Origin of the sequence: Paenirhodobacter sp. (assembly GCF_050177655.1) — a bacterium.
Taxonomy (GTDB): domain Bacteria; phylum Pseudomonadota; class Alphaproteobacteria; order Rhodobacterales; family Rhodobacteraceae; genus Rhodobacter.
Map to the genome: position 1 here is coordinate 19872 of NZ_JBFXGV010000017.1, position 15421 is coordinate 35292.

General features: G+C 67.6%; 17 protein-coding genes. 12 read left to right on the forward strand and 5 right to left on the reverse strand.

Annotated features, from left to right (window positions below):
• Positions 1 to 24: 24 nt before the first annotated feature.
• The 6 genes from lipB (at position 25) to AB7U46_RS08415 (ending at position 5006) form a co-directional block, all read left to right on the forward strand.
• Positions 25 to 729: a lipoyl(octanoyl) transferase LipB gene (lipB, locus tag AB7U46_RS08390; RefSeq protein WP_428336544.1), complete on the forward strand. Its 705-nt coding sequence runs from the start codon at positions 25 to 27 to the stop codon at positions 727 to 729.
• Positions 730 to 902: 173 nt separating this feature from the next.
• A complete protein-coding gene (locus tag AB7U46_RS08395) occupies positions 903 to 1307 on the forward strand; it encodes a c-type cytochrome (RefSeq protein WP_428336504.1) in 405 nt (134 codons plus the stop codon).
• Positions 1308 to 1631: 324 nt separating this feature from the next.
• Positions 1632 to 3302: a cytochrome c oxidase subunit I gene (ctaD, locus tag AB7U46_RS08400; RefSeq protein WP_428336505.1), complete on the forward strand. Its 1671-nt coding sequence runs from the start codon at positions 1632 to 1634 to the stop codon at positions 3300 to 3302.
• Positions 3303 to 3577: 275 nt separating this feature from the next.
• On the forward strand, positions 3578 to 4006 hold the full coding sequence (locus AB7U46_RS08405; protein WP_428336506.1) for a YeeE/YedE family protein: 429 nt from the start codon (positions 3578 to 3580) through the stop codon (positions 4004 to 4006).
• Complete coding sequence (locus AB7U46_RS08410; RefSeq protein WP_428336507.1) at positions 4006 to 4437, forward strand: DUF6691 family protein; 432 nt, start codon at positions 4006 to 4008, stop codon at positions 4435 to 4437. Before AB7U46_RS08405 ends, AB7U46_RS08410 begins: the two co-directional genes overlap by 1 nt.
• 74 nt (positions 4438 to 4511) lie before the next feature.
• Positions 4512 to 5006, forward strand: coding sequence for a DUF2244 domain-containing protein (locus tag AB7U46_RS08415; protein WP_428336508.1), 495 nt, complete (start codon positions 4512 to 4514; stop codon positions 5004 to 5006).
• Positions 5007 to 5144: 138 nt separating this feature from the next.
• Here AB7U46_RS08415 and AB7U46_RS08420 read toward each other — a convergent pair whose 3' ends face one another.
• Positions 5145 to 5597 (reverse strand): GatB/YqeY domain-containing protein, encoded by a 453-nt coding sequence (locus tag AB7U46_RS08420; RefSeq protein ID WP_428336509.1) that lies wholly within the window; start codon positions 5595 to 5597, stop codon positions 5145 to 5147.
• A 169-nt stretch (positions 5598 to 5766) separates the two neighbouring features.
• Between AB7U46_RS08420 and carA the strand changes: the two genes are divergently transcribed.
• Complete coding sequence (carA, locus tag AB7U46_RS08425; protein ID WP_428336510.1) at positions 5767 to 6936, forward strand: glutamine-hydrolyzing carbamoyl-phosphate synthase small subunit; 1170 nt, start codon at positions 5767 to 5769, stop codon at positions 6934 to 6936.
• 180 nt (positions 6937 to 7116) lie between these two features.
• Positions 7117 to 9147, forward strand: coding sequence for a glycosyltransferase family 2 protein (locus AB7U46_RS08430; protein ID WP_428336511.1), 2031 nt, complete (start codon positions 7117 to 7119; stop codon positions 9145 to 9147).
• 2 nt (positions 9148 to 9149) lie between these two features.
• Here AB7U46_RS08430 and AB7U46_RS08435 read toward each other — a convergent pair whose 3' ends face one another.
• Positions 9150 to 9797, reverse strand: a complete 648-nt coding sequence (locus AB7U46_RS08435) for a GntR family transcriptional regulator (RefSeq protein WP_428336512.1) — start codon at positions 9795 to 9797, stop codon at positions 9150 to 9152.
• Positions 9798 to 9935: 138 nt separating this feature from the next.
• On the opposite strand from AB7U46_RS08435, the gene AB7U46_RS08440 reads away from it, so the two are divergent.
• From AB7U46_RS08440 to AB7U46_RS08455, 4 genes are all read left to right on the forward strand, one after another.
• On the forward strand, positions 9936 to 10610 hold the full coding sequence (locus AB7U46_RS08440) for a pyrimidine 5'-nucleotidase (protein ID WP_428336513.1): 675 nt from the start codon (positions 9936 to 9938) through the stop codon (positions 10608 to 10610).
• 85 nt (positions 10611 to 10695) lie between these two features.
• Positions 10696 to 10914 (forward strand): hypothetical protein, encoded by a 219-nt coding sequence (locus tag AB7U46_RS08445; protein ID WP_428336514.1) that lies wholly within the window; start codon positions 10696 to 10698, stop codon positions 10912 to 10914.
• A gap of 156 nt (positions 10915 to 11070) precedes the next feature.
• The gene (locus tag AB7U46_RS08450; RefSeq protein WP_428336515.1) at positions 11071 to 11253 is read left to right on the forward strand and encodes a hypothetical protein; all 183 of its coding nucleotides are present in this window, start codon (positions 11071 to 11073) and stop codon (positions 11251 to 11253) included.
• 101 nt (positions 11254 to 11354) lie between these two features.
• A complete protein-coding gene (locus tag AB7U46_RS08455) occupies positions 11355 to 12572 on the forward strand; it encodes a UbiH/UbiF family hydroxylase (RefSeq protein ID WP_428336516.1) in 1218 nt (405 codons plus the stop codon).
• Between the two features lie 111 nt (positions 12573 to 12683).
• Here AB7U46_RS08455 and urtE read toward each other — a convergent pair whose 3' ends face one another.
• The 3 genes from urtE to urtC are packed head-to-tail and all read right to left on the reverse strand — an operon-like array spanning position 12684 to position 15342.
• Positions 12684 to 13379, reverse strand: a complete 696-nt coding sequence (gene urtE / locus AB7U46_RS08460; RefSeq protein ID WP_428336517.1) for an urea ABC transporter ATP-binding subunit UrtE — start codon at positions 13377 to 13379, stop codon at positions 12684 to 12686.
• 2 nt (positions 13380 to 13381) lie between these two features.
• Entirely contained in the window at positions 13382 to 14122 is a 741-nt protein-coding gene (urtD, locus tag AB7U46_RS08465) for an urea ABC transporter ATP-binding protein UrtD (RefSeq protein WP_428336518.1), read from the reverse strand.
• Positions 14119 to 15342 carry an urea ABC transporter permease subunit UrtC gene (gene urtC, locus AB7U46_RS08470; protein ID WP_428336519.1) on the reverse strand — a complete coding sequence of 408 codons (1224 nt, stop codon included), beginning with the start codon at positions 15340 to 15342 and terminating at the stop codon, positions 14119 to 14121. Before urtC ends, urtD begins: the two co-directional genes overlap by 4 nt.
• Positions 15343 to 15421 lie beyond the last annotated feature (79 nt).

Here is a 15421-nt window from a genome sequence, read left to right on the forward strand (position 1 = left end):
GAATCACGCTTGAGGCAAGCGGGTATTTCTCCTAATTCGCCCAAAAGACAGGAGGGCGAGATGGTCGAATGGATCCGGGCCGAGGGGCTCGTGCCCTATGAGGAGGCGCTGGCCTTCATGGAGACGCGCGTCGCGGCGATCGCGAAGGGCGAGGCGGAGGAGGCGATCTGGCTGCTCGAGCACCCGCCGCTTTACACCGCGGGCACTTCGGCCAAGCGCGAGGATCTGGTCGATCCCGACCGGTTTCCGGTCTTCGAGGCGGGCCGCGGCGGGCAATACACCTATCACGGCCCGGGCCAGCGCATCGTCTACGTCATGCTCGATCTGAACCGGCGCGGGCGCGACGTGCGCTGCTTCGTGCGCCATCTCGAGGATTGGGTGATCGCGACGCTCGCCGAGTTCAACGTGAAGGGCGAGATCCGTGACGGGCGCGTCGGCGTCTGGGTCGAGCGCCCGGATCGGCCGCGGGGGCCCGATGGCGCGGTGGCCGAGGACAAGATCGCCGCGATCGGGGTGAAGCTGCGCCGCTGGGTGAGCTTTCACGGCATCTCGATCAACGTCGAGCCGGATCTGGGCCATTTCTCGGGAATCGTGCCCTGCGGGATCCGCGATCACGGCGTGACCTCGCTCGTCGATCTCGGCCTGCCGGTGACGATGGAAGACCTCGACCTCGCGCTCGAGCGCAATTTCGAGGCGGCCTTCGCGGGGAACTGCGCCGCCCAGCGCTAGGCGCTTCACCTTTCCCTCAGACTTTGGTGGCACTCTGCGCCCGCCGCCCCGGTCCCGCGCCAGAAAGTGATATGCGCGACCTTTTGCCCTGTGTTATGGGTTTTCGGGGCTGGTTAACTGCCCCCGCCCCCGGCGCAGCCGGGCCAAGAGACATAAAGACCAAGGATCCTGCGATGAAGATCAGCTTCTACGTCACCCTCGCCGCTCTGGCCTTCGCGACCCCGTCCTTCGCGGGCGACGCCGAAGCCGGTGCCAAGACCTTCACCAAGTGCAAGGCCTGCCACTCGATCGTCGCGCCCGACGGGACCGCGGTCGTCAAGGGCGGCAAGGTCGGCCCGAACCTCTATGGCGTCGTCGGCCGCCCGGCCGCCAGCTACGAAGATTTCAAATACGGCGACGGCATCAAGGGCGCCGCGGCCGCCGGCCTCGTCTGGGACGAAGCGCTGATCGCGGAATATGTCGTCGATCCGACCAAGTTCATCGACAGCCACGGCGGCACCGGCGCCTCGAAGATGACCTTCAAGCTGCCGAAGGGCGGCGAGGACGTCGCGGCCTATCTCGCCTCGGTCGTCAAGTAATCGCAGGCGGCATCGCCGCAACGATCATCGGGCCCGGTCTCGCGACCGGGCCCTTTGCCTTGGCTGACCGCGCGGGGGCGCTGCCCCCGTCTCCTGCGGAGACTCCCCCGGGATATTTCACCACTTTGGAAACGAAGGGCCCGCCCTTCCAGAGTGCCGAAATATCCCGGGGGTGAGGCCGAAGGCCGAGGGGGCGGCGCCCCCTGCGACAAAATTTCGCACCATCCGTGCATGTTTTGTTGCCCGGCGGAAATTTGCCTCCTAAGCTTTGGCCTGCGGCCCCCGGGAAGGGAGAGCCCGGACCGCGGCACAGGGAGGAAATTCATGGCCGACGCGGCGCTTCACGGCGGTGCGCATGGGCAGCGGGGATTCTTCACCCGCTGGTTCATGTCCACCAATCACAAGGACATCGGAATTCTCTATCTGTTCACCGCGGCGGCGGTGGGGCTGATCTCGGTCACCTTCACCGTCTACATGCGGCTCGAGCTGATGCATCCGGGCGTGCAATACATGTGCCAGGAGGGCGCGCGGCTGATCGCCGACGCCAGCCAGACCTGCACCCCCGACGGGCATCTGTGGAACGTGATGATCACCTATCACGGCGTGCTAATGATGTTCTTCGTGGTGATCCCCGCGCTCTTCGGCGGCTTCGGCAATTATTTCATGCCGCTGCACATCGGCGCGCCGGACATGGCCTTTCCGCGGATGAACAATCTCAGCTACTGGCTCTATGTCGCGGGCGTCTGCCTCGGCATCGCCTCCTTCTTCGCGCCGGGCGGCGGGGGGGAGCATGGCTCGGGCGTGGGCTGGGTGCTCTATCCGCCGCTCTCGACCTCGGAGGGCGGCTATTCGATGGATCTCGCGATCTTCGCCGTCCATGTCTCGGGCGCCTCGTCGATCCTCGGCGCGATCAACATGATCACCACCTTCCTCAACATGCGCGCGCCCGGCATGACGCTGCACAAGGTGCCGCTGTTCGGCTGGTCGATCTTCGTCACCTCCTGGCTGATCCTGCTCAGCCTGCCGGTGCTGGCGGGCGCGATCACCATGCTGCTGATGGACCGCAACTTCGGCACCACCTTCTTCAACCCGGCGGGCGGCGGCGATCCGATCCTTTACCAGCACATCCTGTGGTTCTTTGGCCACCCCGAGGTCTACATCATCATCCTGCCCGGCTTCGGCATCATCTCCCACGTGATCGCGACCTTCGCGCGCAAGCCGATCTTCGGCTATCTGCCGATGGTCTATGCGATGGTGGCGATCGGGGTGCTGGGCTTCGTCGTCTGGGCGCACCACATGTACACCGTGGGCCTCAGCCTGACGCAGCAGAGCTATTTCATGCTGGCGACGATGGTGATCGCGGTGCCGACCGGCGTGAAGGTGTTTTCCTGGATCGCGACGATGTGGGGCGGCTCGATCGAGTTCAAAACACCGATGCTCTGGGCCTTCGGCTTTCTCTTCCTCTTCACCGTGGGCGGCGTGACCGGCGTGGTGCTGAGCCAGGCGCCGCTCGACCGGGTCTATCACGACACCTATTACGTCGTGGCGCATTTCCACTATGTGATGAGCCTTGGCGCGGTCTATGCGATCTTTGCCGGGATCTATTTCTGGATCGGCAAGATGTCGGGGCGGCAATATCCGGAATGGGCCGGCAAGCTCCATTTCTGGGCGATGTTCATCGGCTCGAACCTGATCTTCTTCCCGCAGCACTTCCTCGGCCGGCAGGGCATGCCGCGGCGCTACATCGACTATCCGGAGGCCTTCGCCACCTGGAACTACGTCAGCTCGATCGGCGCCTTCATCGCCTTCGCCTCCTTCCTGTGGTTCATCGGCGTGGTGTTCTACACGCTCCTCGCGGGCAAGCGGGTGACCGAGAAGAACTACTGGAACGAATATGCCGACACGCTGGAATGGACCCTGCCGAGCCCGCCGCCCGAGCATACGTTCGAACAGCTGCCGCGGCCGGAGGAGTGGGACCACGCCAAGGCCCACTGATCCAAAGCGGCATCGGCGAAGGCCCCGGCTCCGTCCCGGGGCCTTCGTCTTTTCAAGGACAGGCATTCCGACTCCTGGAGTTTCCCCTTGCCTAGGCGGAATTTTCATCCCGCAAAGAAGACCACGGAGAAACAACGTTCTCCCCCTGGCGCCCCGCGCGCAAACCGCGTGACAGCCCCCTGCCCACCCTCCGCAACCCGGTCCTTATTTCCCCGCCCCGATGGACAGAGCCCCCCTCCTGCCCCAGATTCCAGGGCAGGAAAGGACGGCCCTCAATGTTTACCTCCCTGCCCCATGACTGGATCCTCGGCCTCACCGGCGGGCTGATGATCGGCTGCGCCGCCGCGCTCCTGCTCCTCGGCAACGCCCGGGTGATGGGCGCGAGCGGGATCCTCGGCGCGGTGCTCGAGGGCGATACCTCACGCGAACGCCTCGCCTTCGTCGCGGCGCTGATCGGGGCGCCGGCGCTGGCGGCACTCGCCTTCGGCGCGCCCGCCTTCACCGGTTCGCGCGATCTGGCGCTGATGGTCGTCGCCGGTCTGCTGGTGGGATTTGGCACGCGGATGGCGAATGGCTGCACCTCGGGCCATGGCGTCGTCGGCATGGCGCGCCTTGCGCCGCGCTCGATCGCGGCGACGGCGGCCTATCTCGGCGCCGGTGTCGTCACCATGTTTCTCGTCCGCCACCTGATCGGAGCCCTGTGATGCGCCTGCTCATTTCCACCCTCTCCGGTGCGCTCTTCGGCCTTGGCCTGCTGGTGTCCGGCATGACCGATCCGGCCAAGGTGCAGGGCTTCCTCGACCTCGCAGGCGCCTGGGATCCGACGCTGATCTTCGTGCTCGGCGGGGCGATCCTGCCGATGGCGCTCGCCTGGCGGATCGCCGCGCGGCGGCGCGCCGCGCTCGACGGCAGTGCCTTCCCGCCGATGCCGAAACAGCCGATCGACGCGCGGCTCCTCGGCGGTTCGGTGCTCTTCGGCGCAGGCTGGGCGCTGGCGGGCTTCTGCCCCGGCCCGGCGCTCGCCTCGCTCGGCTGGAGCGGCAGCGCCGGCCTCACCTTCACCCTCGCGATGGCGGGCGGGATGATCCTGCATGCGCGCCTTGCCCTGCGCCGGCGCAGCCTGCAACCCGTCTGACCCCCACGCACCGCAGGCTTGCCGCGCAGCGCCCTCCTCGCCTAGGCTGGGAGGGCGCATCCCGTGAGGCACCGATGCCCTACCGCTGGTCAGGTTCACCGCCCGAGGTCAGGCTCGAGGTCTGGCCCTGGCGCTCACTGCCGAAGACCGGCTTCGCAGCCTTCATCGCCGCCACGGCGGTTTTCCTCGCGCTGCCACTGCTCGCCGTGCTCGGCTCGCCGCTGCTCTGGGGCTTGCTGCCCTTCGTCGCGGGCACGGTCTGGGCGCTCTGGACGGCGCTTTCGCGCTCCTATCGCGCGGGGGCGATCCGCGAGGAGCTGATCCTCACCCCCGATCGGGCGACGCTCCGCCACAGCCGCGCGGGCAAGGCTCCGAAACTCTGGGAGGCGAACCCCTACTGGCTGCGTGCCGAACTGCATCCGAGCGGCGGGCCGGTCGCGGATTACCTCACCCTCACCGGCGGGCCGCGCGCAGTGGAGATCGGCCGCGGCCTCACGCCGGAGGAGCGGCGCCGGCTGCAGCGCGAGATCACCGAAGCGCTCGCCGCCTTGCGCGATTTTCAGGGGTAGGAGGGGGCGCTGCCCCCGCTGCGAATGCAGCCCCCCGGAGTATTTGCGCCAAGAAGAAATCCGATGCTTCTTCTTGGCCGAAATACTCCGGGGGTGAATTTTCCGCAGGAAAAGAGGGGGCTGGCCCCCTGCCCGGCCTCAGCCGAGCTTCGATTTCACCATCGGGCCGACCGCGCCGAAATCCATCTGCCCGGTGTATTTCGCCTTCAGCTCGCCCATCACGCGGCCCATGTCGCGGATCGAGCTTGCCCCGACCTTCGCCACCGCGGCCTCGACCGCCGCCGCGACCTCGTCCGGGGTCAGCTGACGCGGCAGGAATTCCTCGATCACCTTGACCTCGCCCTGCTCCTTCTCGGCCAGTTCGAGCCGCCCGCCCTCCTCGTAGGCGCGCGCCGATTCCTGGCGCTGCTTCACCATCTTGCCGAGGATCGCGAGAATTTCGGCATCGCCCACCGTCGCGCCCTCGTTTTCGCCGCGCAGCGCGATCTCGCGATCCTTGATCGCCGCATTGATCAGCCGCAGCGTCGACAGACGCGCCTGATCCTTCGCCTTCATCGCTTCCTTGAGTGCCGCGGCAAGTCTGTCACGCATGGGCTTTACCCTCTCATTCCGTCAGAGCGTCACAATAGCCCGAAGCCGCGGCCGACACAACTCGCGCAAGTCATTGATTTTCAACGATAACAAGAAATGACCAAAGGCCTTGACCCGGCCTCTCGCCCCCCGTAGTTTCCAGCAGATTTTTTCCCCGGGGAGTCGAACCATGCCTGCAGTGAACCAGTCATCGGAAAAGCCGACCGCGCTGATCGCGCTCGCCGACGGACAGCTTTTCTACGGCAAGGGCTTCGGCGCGCCGGGCGAGACGGTGGCCGAGCTCGTCTTCAACACCGCGATGACCGGCTATCAGGAGATCATGACCGACCCGAGCTATGCCGGGCAGGTCGTCACCTTCACCTTCCCGCATGTCGGCAATGTCGGCACCAATGCCGAGGATGACGAGTCGGGCGATGTGCCCGCCGCCGCCGGTCTGGTGGTGAAATGGGATCCGACCGAGCCCTCGAACTGGCGCTCGGCCGGCGATCTCGGCGACTGGCTCGCGAAACACGGCAAGATCGGCATGGGCGGGGTCGACACCCGCCGGCTGACCCGCGCGATCCGTCAGCAAGGCGCGCCGCATGTCGCGCTCGCCTATAACCCGGACGGCGTCTTCGACGTCGAGGGGCTGGTGCGCAAGGCGCGCGAGTGGAAGGGGCTCGTCGGGCTCGACCTCGCCAAGGACGTGACCTGCGCGCAGAGCTACCACTGGGACGAGATGCGCTGGGCCTGGCCCGAGGGCTACAAGGCCCGCGAGGGCAAGGGGCTCAAGGTCGTCGCGATCGACTACGGTGCAAAGCGCAACATCCTGCGCTGCCTCGCCTCGGCGGGCTGCGACGTGACCGTTCTGCCCGCGACCGCGACGGCGGAAGAGGTGCTCGCGCTGAACCCCGAGGGCGTGTTCCTGTCGAACGGCCCGGGGGATCCGGCGGCGACCGGCGCCTATGCGGTGCCGATGATCAAGGACATCCTGAAGACCGATCTGCCGGTCTTCGGCATCTGCCTCGGGCATCAGATGCTCGCCCTCGCGCTCGGCGCGCAGACGATCAAGATGAACCACGGCCATCACGGCGCGAACCACCCGGTGAAGGATCTGACCACCGGCAAGGTCGAGATCACCTCGATGAACCACGGTTTCGCCGTCGACGCGCAGACCCTGCCGAAGGGCGTGACGGAAACGCATATCTCGCTTTTCGACGGCTCGAACTGCGGCATCGCGCTCGCGGGGCGGCCGGTGTTCTCGGTGCAATATCACCCCGAGGCGAGCCCGGGCCCGCAGGACAGCTACTATCTCTTCGAGCGTTTCGCCGAGGCGATTCGCGGCCGGCGCGCCGCCTGAGCCCTGAAAATCCTACGAAAACGGGCGCTTCGGCGCCCTTTTTTCTGCGCAGGCAGGAACGGATCGGAAACAGAGAGGCCGCCCGATGCCTTCTTTCCCGGGGGGCGAAAGGCATTAACCACGCATTAACCAACCGCCCCGTTAACTGAGATCGAACGGGATCTGGGCGGGACGCGAGCGATGGTTCGGGGCAATGTGCGACTGAAGATCGTCGGGACGGCGGCCGATCGGCCGGAGCCGGCGCTGCGTCTGGTCGAACGCCCCGCGCCCGCACCGCGCCGCACGCCGCTGGGCCAGATCCTGCTCGAGATGGGGGCAGTCTCGCCCGGTGATCTGCTCAAGGCGCTGGCGCTGCGCGGGCGCGAGGATGTCCGCCTCGGCGACATCCTCCTCACCCACGGCTGGGTGACCGAGGCGGCGCTGATGGCCGCGCTCGCCACGCAGTGGAAGGCCGCCGTCGTCGACCTGATCGCCACGCCGCCCGACCCGCGGATGATCGACGCGCTCGGCCCGGAGCGCTGCCTGCAGGAGGCGATGGTGCCCTGGCGCCGGATCGGCGGAGTGACGCTGATCGCCACCGCCCGGCCCGAGGCTTTCGCGCGGCTGCGAGAGGCGCTGCCGGCCCGGCTCGGCCCCTATCGGATGGTGATCGCGCCCGAACGCGACGTGCATGCCGCGCTGCTCTCGCGCCGGCAGACGGCGCTGATCCGCCGCGCCGAGATCAAGGTCGACCCGCGCGAAAGCTGCCGCACCCGCAACGAACAGCGCGCCGCGCGGATCGCGCTTGGCGCGATCGGCGCTTCGGCGGTGGGGCTGTTCCTCGCGCCGATCACCGTCTTCGCGCTGCTCTTCGGCTGGGCGATGGTGACGCTTTTCGCCACGATGGGGCTGAAGGCGCTCGCCGCCGCGGCGGAGATCCGGGCGCATTACCGGGTCTCGCGCCGCGCCGCGCTCCGCCCCGATCTGCCGCCACCGCCGAACCCGGCGCGCCTGCCGATGATCTCGATGATGGTGCCGCTGTTCCACGAGCGCGACATCGCCGGGCGCCTCGTGCAGCGGCTTGGCCGGCTGACCTACCCGCGCGAATTGCTCGACGTGCTACTCGTCGTGGAGGAGGACGACCTGATGACGCGCCACGCGCTTGCCGGCACCGAGCTGCCGGTCTGGATGCGCGTCGTCGTGGTGCCGAACGGCCCGATCAAGACCAAGCCCCGGGCGCTGAACTACGCGCTGAACTTCTGCCGCGGCTCGATCGTCGGCGTCTGGGATGCCGAGGACGCGCCCGAGCCCGACCAGCTCCACGTCGCCGCGCGCTGCTTTGCCGAGGCGGCGCCCGATGTCGCCTGCCTGCAGGGCGTGCTCGACTATTACAACCCGCGCACGAACTGGCTCGCGCGCTGCTTCACGATCGAATACGCCGCCTGGTTCCGCGCGATGCTGCCCGGTCTCGCCCGGCTCGGCCTCGTCGTGCCGCTGGGCGGCACCACGCTCTTTTTCCGCCGCTCGGTGATCGAGGAGCTTGGCGGCTGGGACGCGCATAATGTCACCGAGGACGCCGATCTCGGCATCCGCCTCGCGCGGCGCGGCTATCGCACCGAACTGATCCCGACCGTGACCTATGAGGAGGCGAACTGCCGCACACTCCCCTGGGTCAAGCAGCGCTCGCGCTGGCTCAAGGGCTATGCGATGACCTGGGCGGTGCATATGCGCGACCCGGTGCAGCTCTGGCGCGATCTCGGGCCGAAGCGCTTCCTCGGGATGCAGGTGCTGATCCTCGGCGCGCTCTCGCAATATCTGCTCGCGCCGCTGCTCTGGAGCTGCTGGCTGATCCTCTTCGGCTTCTGGCACCCGATCGAGGCGATCCTCTCGCCCGGTCTCGAGACGCTGATGCTCTTCGCCTTCGTGATGACCGAGATCGTCAATATCGCGGTCGGCGCCTGGGCGGTGCGGGGGCGCGAACATCGCCACCTGATCCCCTGGGTGCCCTCGCTGAACCTCTATTTCCCGCTCGGCGCGCTCGCCGGCTGGAAGGCAATCTACGAGGTCATCACCAAGCCCTTCTACTGGGACAAGACGGTGCATGGCGTGTTCGACACGCTGCACACGGTCGCGGCCCCCGGCGCGCAATCGGAGCTGGTGCCGGCGATCGCCGCGGCGCGGCCCCGCCCTGCGGCGCCGGCACGCACCCCGCGCGCGCCGCTGATCGACTGAACTCAGCCGCCCTTGCGGCCGGTGGCGGTGGCCCCCGTCGCGTCGAGCTTCAGCCTTGTCTCGAAAGCCTTCGAGATATGGCGGCGCAGCGCGGTCGAGGCCGCCTCCTCGTCGCCCGCGCGGATCGCGTCGACGATCGCCTGATGTTCGGCGAGCGCGGTCTCGCCGCGGCCCTCGGCGGCGAGCGAGGTGGTGGCGAGCAGCGCCATCGAGCGATGCACGAGGTCGAGCTGCTGCACGAGGTAGCGGTTGTGCGAGGCGAGATGGATCTGCCGATGGAACCGCTTGTTCGCCTTCGAAAGCGCGATCGGATCATCGGTATGGCCGCGATCCTCGTCGATCATCTCCTGCAGCACCCGCACCTCCTCCGGCGCGGCATGTTTCGCGGCCAGCGCCGCGGCGAGCGCCTCGAGCTCGGCGCGCACGACGTAAAGCTCGGCGAGCTGGTTGTGATCGAGCGAGGCGACGATCAGCGAACGGCCGTCACGCGCGAGCATCGCCTGCGTCTCGAGCCGCTGCAGCGCCTCGCGCACCGGGGTGCGCGACACGCCAAGCCGCTCGGCCAGCTCCGATTCGACGAGCCGGTCGCCCGGGCGATAGACCCCGGCGTCGATCGCCTCGAGAATCAGCGTATAGGCATCCTTCTGCATCGCGGCCTTGCTCCTCCGGCCGGGCGCGCGCCCGGTTTCAAGGCGCGAACGATAGGCGCGCCCCGGGCAGCTGACAACCGGCAATCCAGCCGCCCGCCGCCCCTTGCCCCCGCCCGCGCTGCGCTCTAGGGTCGCGCCATGTCCCCCGAAATCGCCTTCGCCGACGTCACCGACTGGGTCTTCGACCTCGACAACACGCTTTATCCGCCGCAGGCGCGGCTCTTCGCCCAGATCGAGGTGAAGATGACCGCCTATGTGATGCGGGTGCTTGGCGTCGGCGCGGAGGAGGCGGACCATCTGCGCGACCAGTATTGGCGGCTTTACGGCACCACGCTCGCCGGGCTGATGCATGAACATGGCGTCGATCCGCTGCCCTATCTGGCGGAGGTGCACGACATCTCATTCGACAGCCTGACGCCCGATCCCGCGCTGCGCGCCGCGATCGCCGATCTGCCGGGGCGGCGGATCGTCTTCACCAACGGTTCGGCGCCCTATGCCGAGAACGTGCTGGCCGCGCGCGGGCTGAGCGGGCTTTTCGACGGGGTCTATGGCGTCGAGGATGCGGGGTTTCACCCGAAGCCGCATCGCGAGGCCTTCGACGCGGTCTTCGCCCGCGCGGGCATCACCCCGAAGCGCGCCGCGATGTTCGAGGACGATCCGCGCAATCTGGCCGTGCCCCATGCGATGGGGATGCAGACGGTGCATGTCGGCCCGAAACCCGAACGCGCCGCCCATATCGGCTTTCATACCAATGACCTGCCGCAGTTTCTGACCACCCTGCGGCACCGCGGCCACAGGCCGCAGGCGCGTTGAGCGCGACATTCTGTCGCGGTTCCCATGCGGCGCCGCGGCATGTATTCAGGTCGGGCTGTCAGGGAGACAGCTACGGGAGATTCTCATGACCATGACCACCGCCGATTCCGGCGTCGAGACCACGCATCACCACGAAGCCACCGGCAAGGACGCGACGCTCGCCGTTTCGCTCTTCGCGGTTTTCATCGTCCTCGTGGTCGTCGCTGCCGTTGCCTTCTATGGCCTCGGCGGGCTGATCCTTTGCGGCGTCGCCGCGACCTGGGCGATGCTCGCCTTCCTCGTGGTGATGACCGCGGGCGGCTGAGCCCCCAATCTTCCCACGATCTTCCGGAACGGTCCGAGCGCAGGCTCCGGGCCGTTTTGGGCTGCGACAAGATGTGGCCTGTGACCGAATCTTTACCACCGGTATGCAAAGGTATATCGCGGATGGACCTATCCGCACGGCTGGAAAGGAACGGACATGACGGCTACCCACAGTGAAACGGGCAACAGCGGCGCCCTCTTCATGTATATTCTGGCGCTGGTGATCGTTGGCGGCGCGGTCGTCGGCGGGCTGGTGATGGGCCTCGGCGGCATCACGCTGTGGTTCGTCGGGCTCACCTTCATCGTGCTCGCCCTCCTGATCCTGAGCTCGATCGGCTGAGCCCCGCGCAGGGTGCGGGCGGATCGCCGCACGCGCCCCGCGCCCGATTGCGCCCGCGGCGCGCTCGGGCCATGGTGGCGCCAGTTGAACGGAGGTGCCCCATGCCCGAGACGCAGACCGCGGCAGCGATCGAAACCGATATCCTGATCTCCGGCGGCGGCGTCGCCGGGCTCACCGCGGCGGCGGCCTTCGGGGCGGCCGGCTTCACCACGATCTGCGTCGATCCGACCCCGCCCGCGACCTCGGAAGCGGCGGAGGGCGCCGATATGCGCACCACCGCCTTCCTGCATCCCTCGCGTGCGGTGCTCGAAAGCTCGGGCATCTGGGCGCGCATCGCGCCGCATGCCGCGCCCCTGCAGATCATGCGCATCATCGACGCCGGCGGCGCCGAGCCCGAGGCGCGCCTCACCCGCGATTTCGACGCCGCGGATCTGTCGGACGAGCCCTTCGGCTGGAACTTCCCGAACTGGCTTTTGCGGCGCGAGATCGTGGCGCGGATCGCGGATCTGCCGCTCGTCGATTTCCGCCCGGGCGTGGCGACCACGGGCCTTGTCACCCGGCAAAGCGGCGCCGAGGTGCGGCTTTCCGACGGCACCCGGGTGAAGGCGCGGCTCGTCGTCGCCGCGGACGGGCGCAATTCCTTCATCCGCGAGGCCGCGGGCATCCGGGTGAAGACCACGCGCTACGGCCAGAAGGCGCTTGCCTTCGCCGTCACCCATCCGAAACCGCACAACGACGTCTCGACCGAGATCCACCGCTCGGGCGGCCCCTTCACCCTGATCCCGCTGCCCGACCGCGACGGGCTGCACAGCTCGGCCATCGTCTGGATGGAGCGCGGGCCGGAGGCCGACCGCCTCGCCGCCCTGCCGGTGGCGGAGTTCGAGGCAGCGATGAACGCACGCTCGACCGGGCTTCTGGGCCCGCTCACCCTCGTCACCCGCCGCTCGGTCTGGCCGATGATGACGCAGATCGCCGAGCGTTTCACCGCCGAGCGCGTCGCCCTCATCGCCGAGGCCGCGCATGTGATCCCGCCGATCGGCGCGCAGGGGCTGAACATGTCGCTCGCCGATCTCACCTGCCTGCTGCGCCTGTGCGAGACCGACCCCGCCCATATCGGCGAGGCCGCGATGCTTGCCGCCTACAACCGGCGCCGCTGGCCCGAGGTGAAGGCGCGCGAGATCGGCATCGACTTCCTCAACCGCGCCTCGATGGTCGAGATGCGCCCGCTGCGCGACCTGCGCGCAGGCGTGCTCGGCGCGCTTTATTCCTTGAAACCGGTGCGCAAGACCCTGATGCGCGCCGGGCTTGGCGTGCGCTGAGCGGGGCTCTGCCCCGCACCCCGAGGTATTTCGGGCAAGATGAAGGAGATCGTTTTCATCTTGCCGAAAATACCTCGGGGTGAGCCCCGCAGGGGCGAGGGGCGGCGCCCCTCAGACGCTCACCACCTCGCGCAGCGCCTCGCGGGTCAGGGTTTCCTTCGTCCCCTCCATCGCCACCGCCCCGCGCTTGAGCACATAGAAGCGGTCGCCGAGGTCATGGGCGAAGTCGAAATACTGCTCGACGAGGATGATCGCCATGTCGCCCTTCTCGCGCAGATAGGCGATCACCCGGCCGATCTGCTGGATGATATTGGGCTGGATCCCCTCGGTCGGCTCGTCGAGGAGCAGGATCTTCGGCTTCATCAGCATGGCGCGCGCGATCGCGAGCTGCTGTTGCTGCCCGCCCGACAGATCGCCGCCGCGGCGATGCAGAAACTCTTTCAGGATCGGAAACAGTTCATAGATCTCGTCGGGGATGAACCGCTCCGACCGCGGCAAGACCGCGAAGGCGGTTTCCATGTTTTCCTGCACGGTGAGCAGCGGGAAGATCATCCGCCCCTGCGGCACATAGCCCAGCCCCCGCCGCGCCATGCCCTGCGGCGGCACGCGCGGCACATCCTCGCCGTCGAGCGTCAGCGTGCCGCCAGACCGCGGATGGGTGCCCGAGATCGCCTTCAGAAGCGAAGTCTTGCCCACGCCATTGGTGCCCATGATGCAGGTCACCTCGCCCGCGCGGGCCTCCATGTCGATGCCGTAGAGGATCTGCGAACCGCCATAATGGAGCGTAAGCCCTTTTGTTTGCAGCATGCTCAGCGCCCCAGATAGACTTCGATGACTTGCCGGTTGGCGGTGACATGGTCGAGCGATCCCTCGGCCAGCACCGATCCCTCGTGCAGCACGGTGACCTTGCAGTTCAGCCGGCGCACGAATTCCATGTCGTGCTCGACCACCACCACCGCCTTCGATTTCGAAAGCTCGACGAGCAGCGCGGTGGTATGCTCGCGCTCCGCCAGCGTCATGCCCGCGGCGGGTTCGTCGACCAGAAGCAGCCGCGGCTCCTGCGCGAGCAGCATGCCGATCTCGAGCCATTGTTTCTGACCATGCGACAATTCCCCGGATTTCCGGGTGAGGCTGTCGCCCAGCCCGACCTGCTCGGCCAGCGCCTTGACGCGGTAGTGATCCGCCTTGCCCGGGCGCCAGACCAGCACCTTCCAGGGCGAGCGTGCCGCCTTCAGCGCCATCATCAGGTTGTCGGCGACGGTCTGATCCTCGAAGACGGTGGGGCGCTGGAACTTGCGCCCGACGCCCGCGCGCGCGATCTGCGCCTCGTTCATCTTCAGCAGGTTCACCGACTTCTCGCCCCAGAGCACCTTGCCCTCGTCGGGCCGCGTCTTGCCGGTGACGATATCCATGAAGGTGGTCTTGCCGGCGCCGTTCGGGCCGATCACGGCGCGCAGCTCCGCCTCGCCGATCGAAAAGGAGAGGTTGTTGATCGCCTTGAACCCGTCGAAGCTGACGGAGATGCCGGACACTTCGAGCAGCGCGGTCATGCCTCGGCCTCCTTCTCCTGCAGCGATCCGTCATCGGGGCCAAGCGGCGTGCCCCCGCGCTTCGGCGGCCTGAGCCCGGCGATCAGATCGACGAGGCCCGAAAGCCCCTTCGGCGCAAAAAGCGTGACGAGCACGAAGCTGAGGCCGAGCAGCACCTGCCACCAGTCGACCCATTTCACCGTGTAGAAACCGAGGTTCAGATCGGGCGCGCGCCCGCCGGTGAACCAGGTCGAGACGAGCGAGACGAAAGCCGCCCCCATCACCGCGCCGTAAAGCCGCCCGCGCCCGCCGATCGCGACCCAGACGGCAAGGTAGATCGAGGCGATCGGCGCCATCTCGGCCGGATTGATGATGCCGGCCTGCGGGTAATAAAGCGCGCCGGCGATCGCCGCGATGATCGCGGTGAGGGTGAAGACGAAGAGCTTGTAGCCCTCGACCGAGTAGCCGAGGAAGCGCACGCGCGCCTCGTCATCGCGGATGCCGCGCATCACCGAGCCGAACTTGCCCGAGGTGACGAAGCTTGCCAGCAGATAGCCGAGGCCGAGGGCGAGGGCCGATGCCCAGAAGAACCAGATCGAGAGCAGATCCTGATTGTCGGTGAGGCCGGGGATATTCTGCAGCCCCGAGAGCCCGTTATTGCCGCGCAGGCCGCTGTCGTTCTGGAACAGGTAGAGCGAAAGCGCCAGCGTCATCGCCTGGGTCAGGATCGACAGGTACACCCCGGTAACGCGCGAGCGAAACGCGAGCCAGCCGAAGACGAAGGCGAGCAGCCCCGGGATCAGCACGACGAAGATCAGCTGCATCGGCAGCGATCCGGCGAAATGCCAGATCGCGGGCAGCTCGGACGAACCGACGACGCCGAAGATCTGCGTCGCGATCGCGTCGCTCATCTCCTGCGGGGTCATCGGCAGGCCGGTGGCGGAGGCGAGCACGATCTCGCGCGTGCGGGCATACATCAGCCACATGCCGATCATGTAGCCGCCAAGCCCGAAAAAGGCGAAATGGCCGAGCGACAGGATGCCGGTGTAACCCCAGACCAGATCCATCGCGAGGGCGATCAGGCAGAGGCACAGCGTCTTGCCCAGCGTCTTCACCATCGAGGTGGAGAGGTATTCGGTGCCATAGGCATGGCTCAGCACCGTCACCCCGAGGGTGAAGAGCGCAAGCACCGCAAGGAAGGTCAGGACCGAGGGGTTCTTGGCGAGGAAACCGGGCTTCACGACTGGGCCTCCGGTGCTGGCGGGGCCGGCGGCCGGGGGGCCAGCCCCCGCTCGGGGCATGCCCCGAGCCCCCCGGAGT

Bases quoted from the DNA above. Each gene is read 5' to 3' on its own strand.
- AB7U46_RS08395 (WP_428336504.1), top strand. From the start codon at position 903: ATGAAGATCAGCTTCTACGTCACCCTCGCCGCTCTGGCCTTCGCGACC.
- ctaD (WP_428336505.1), top strand. From the start codon at position 1,632: ATGGCCGACGCGGCGCTTCACGGCGGTGCGCATGGGCAGCGGGGATTC.
- AB7U46_RS08405 (WP_428336506.1), top strand. From the start codon at position 3,578: ATGTTTACCTCCCTGCCCCATGACTGGATCCTCGGCCTCACCGGCGGG.
- AB7U46_RS08430 (WP_428336511.1), top strand. From the start codon at position 7,117: ATGGTTCGGGGCAATGTGCGACTGAAGATCGTCGGGACGGCGGCCGAT.
- AB7U46_RS08410 (WP_428336507.1), top strand. From the start codon at position 4,006: ATGCGCCTGCTCATTTCCACCCTCTCCGGTGCGCTCTTCGGCCTTGGC.
- AB7U46_RS08450 (WP_428336515.1), top strand. From the start codon at position 11,071: ATGACGGCTACCCACAGTGAAACGGGCAACAGCGGCGCCCTCTTCATG.
- carA (WP_428336510.1), top strand. From the start codon at position 5,767: ATGCCTGCAGTGAACCAGTCATCGGAAAAGCCGACCGCGCTGATCGCG.
- AB7U46_RS08455 (WP_428336516.1), top strand. From the start codon at position 11,355: ATGCCCGAGACGCAGACCGCGGCAGCGATCGAAACCGATATCCTGATC.
- AB7U46_RS08440 (WP_428336513.1), top strand. From the start codon at position 9,936: ATGTCCCCCGAAATCGCCTTCGCCGACGTCACCGACTGGGTCTTCGAC.
- urtE (WP_428336517.1), bottom strand. From the start codon at position 13,379: ATGCTGCAAACAAAAGGGCTTACGCTCCATTATGGCGGTTCGCAGATC.
- urtD (WP_428336518.1), bottom strand. From the start codon at position 14,122: ATGACCGCGCTGCTCGAAGTGTCCGGCATCTCCGTCAGCTTCGACGGG.
- AB7U46_RS08435 (WP_428336512.1), bottom strand. From the start codon at position 9,797: ATGCAGAAGGATGCCTATACGCTGATTCTCGAGGCGATCGACGCCGGG.
- AB7U46_RS08420 (WP_428336509.1), bottom strand. From the start codon at position 5,597: ATGCGTGACAGACTTGCCGCGGCACTCAAGGAAGCGATGAAGGCGAAG.
- AB7U46_RS08445 (WP_428336514.1), top strand. From the start codon at position 10,696: ATGACCATGACCACCGCCGATTCCGGCGTCGAGACCACGCATCACCAC.
- AB7U46_RS08415 (WP_428336508.1), top strand. From the start codon at position 4,512: ATGCCCTACCGCTGGTCAGGTTCACCGCCCGAGGTCAGGCTCGAGGTC.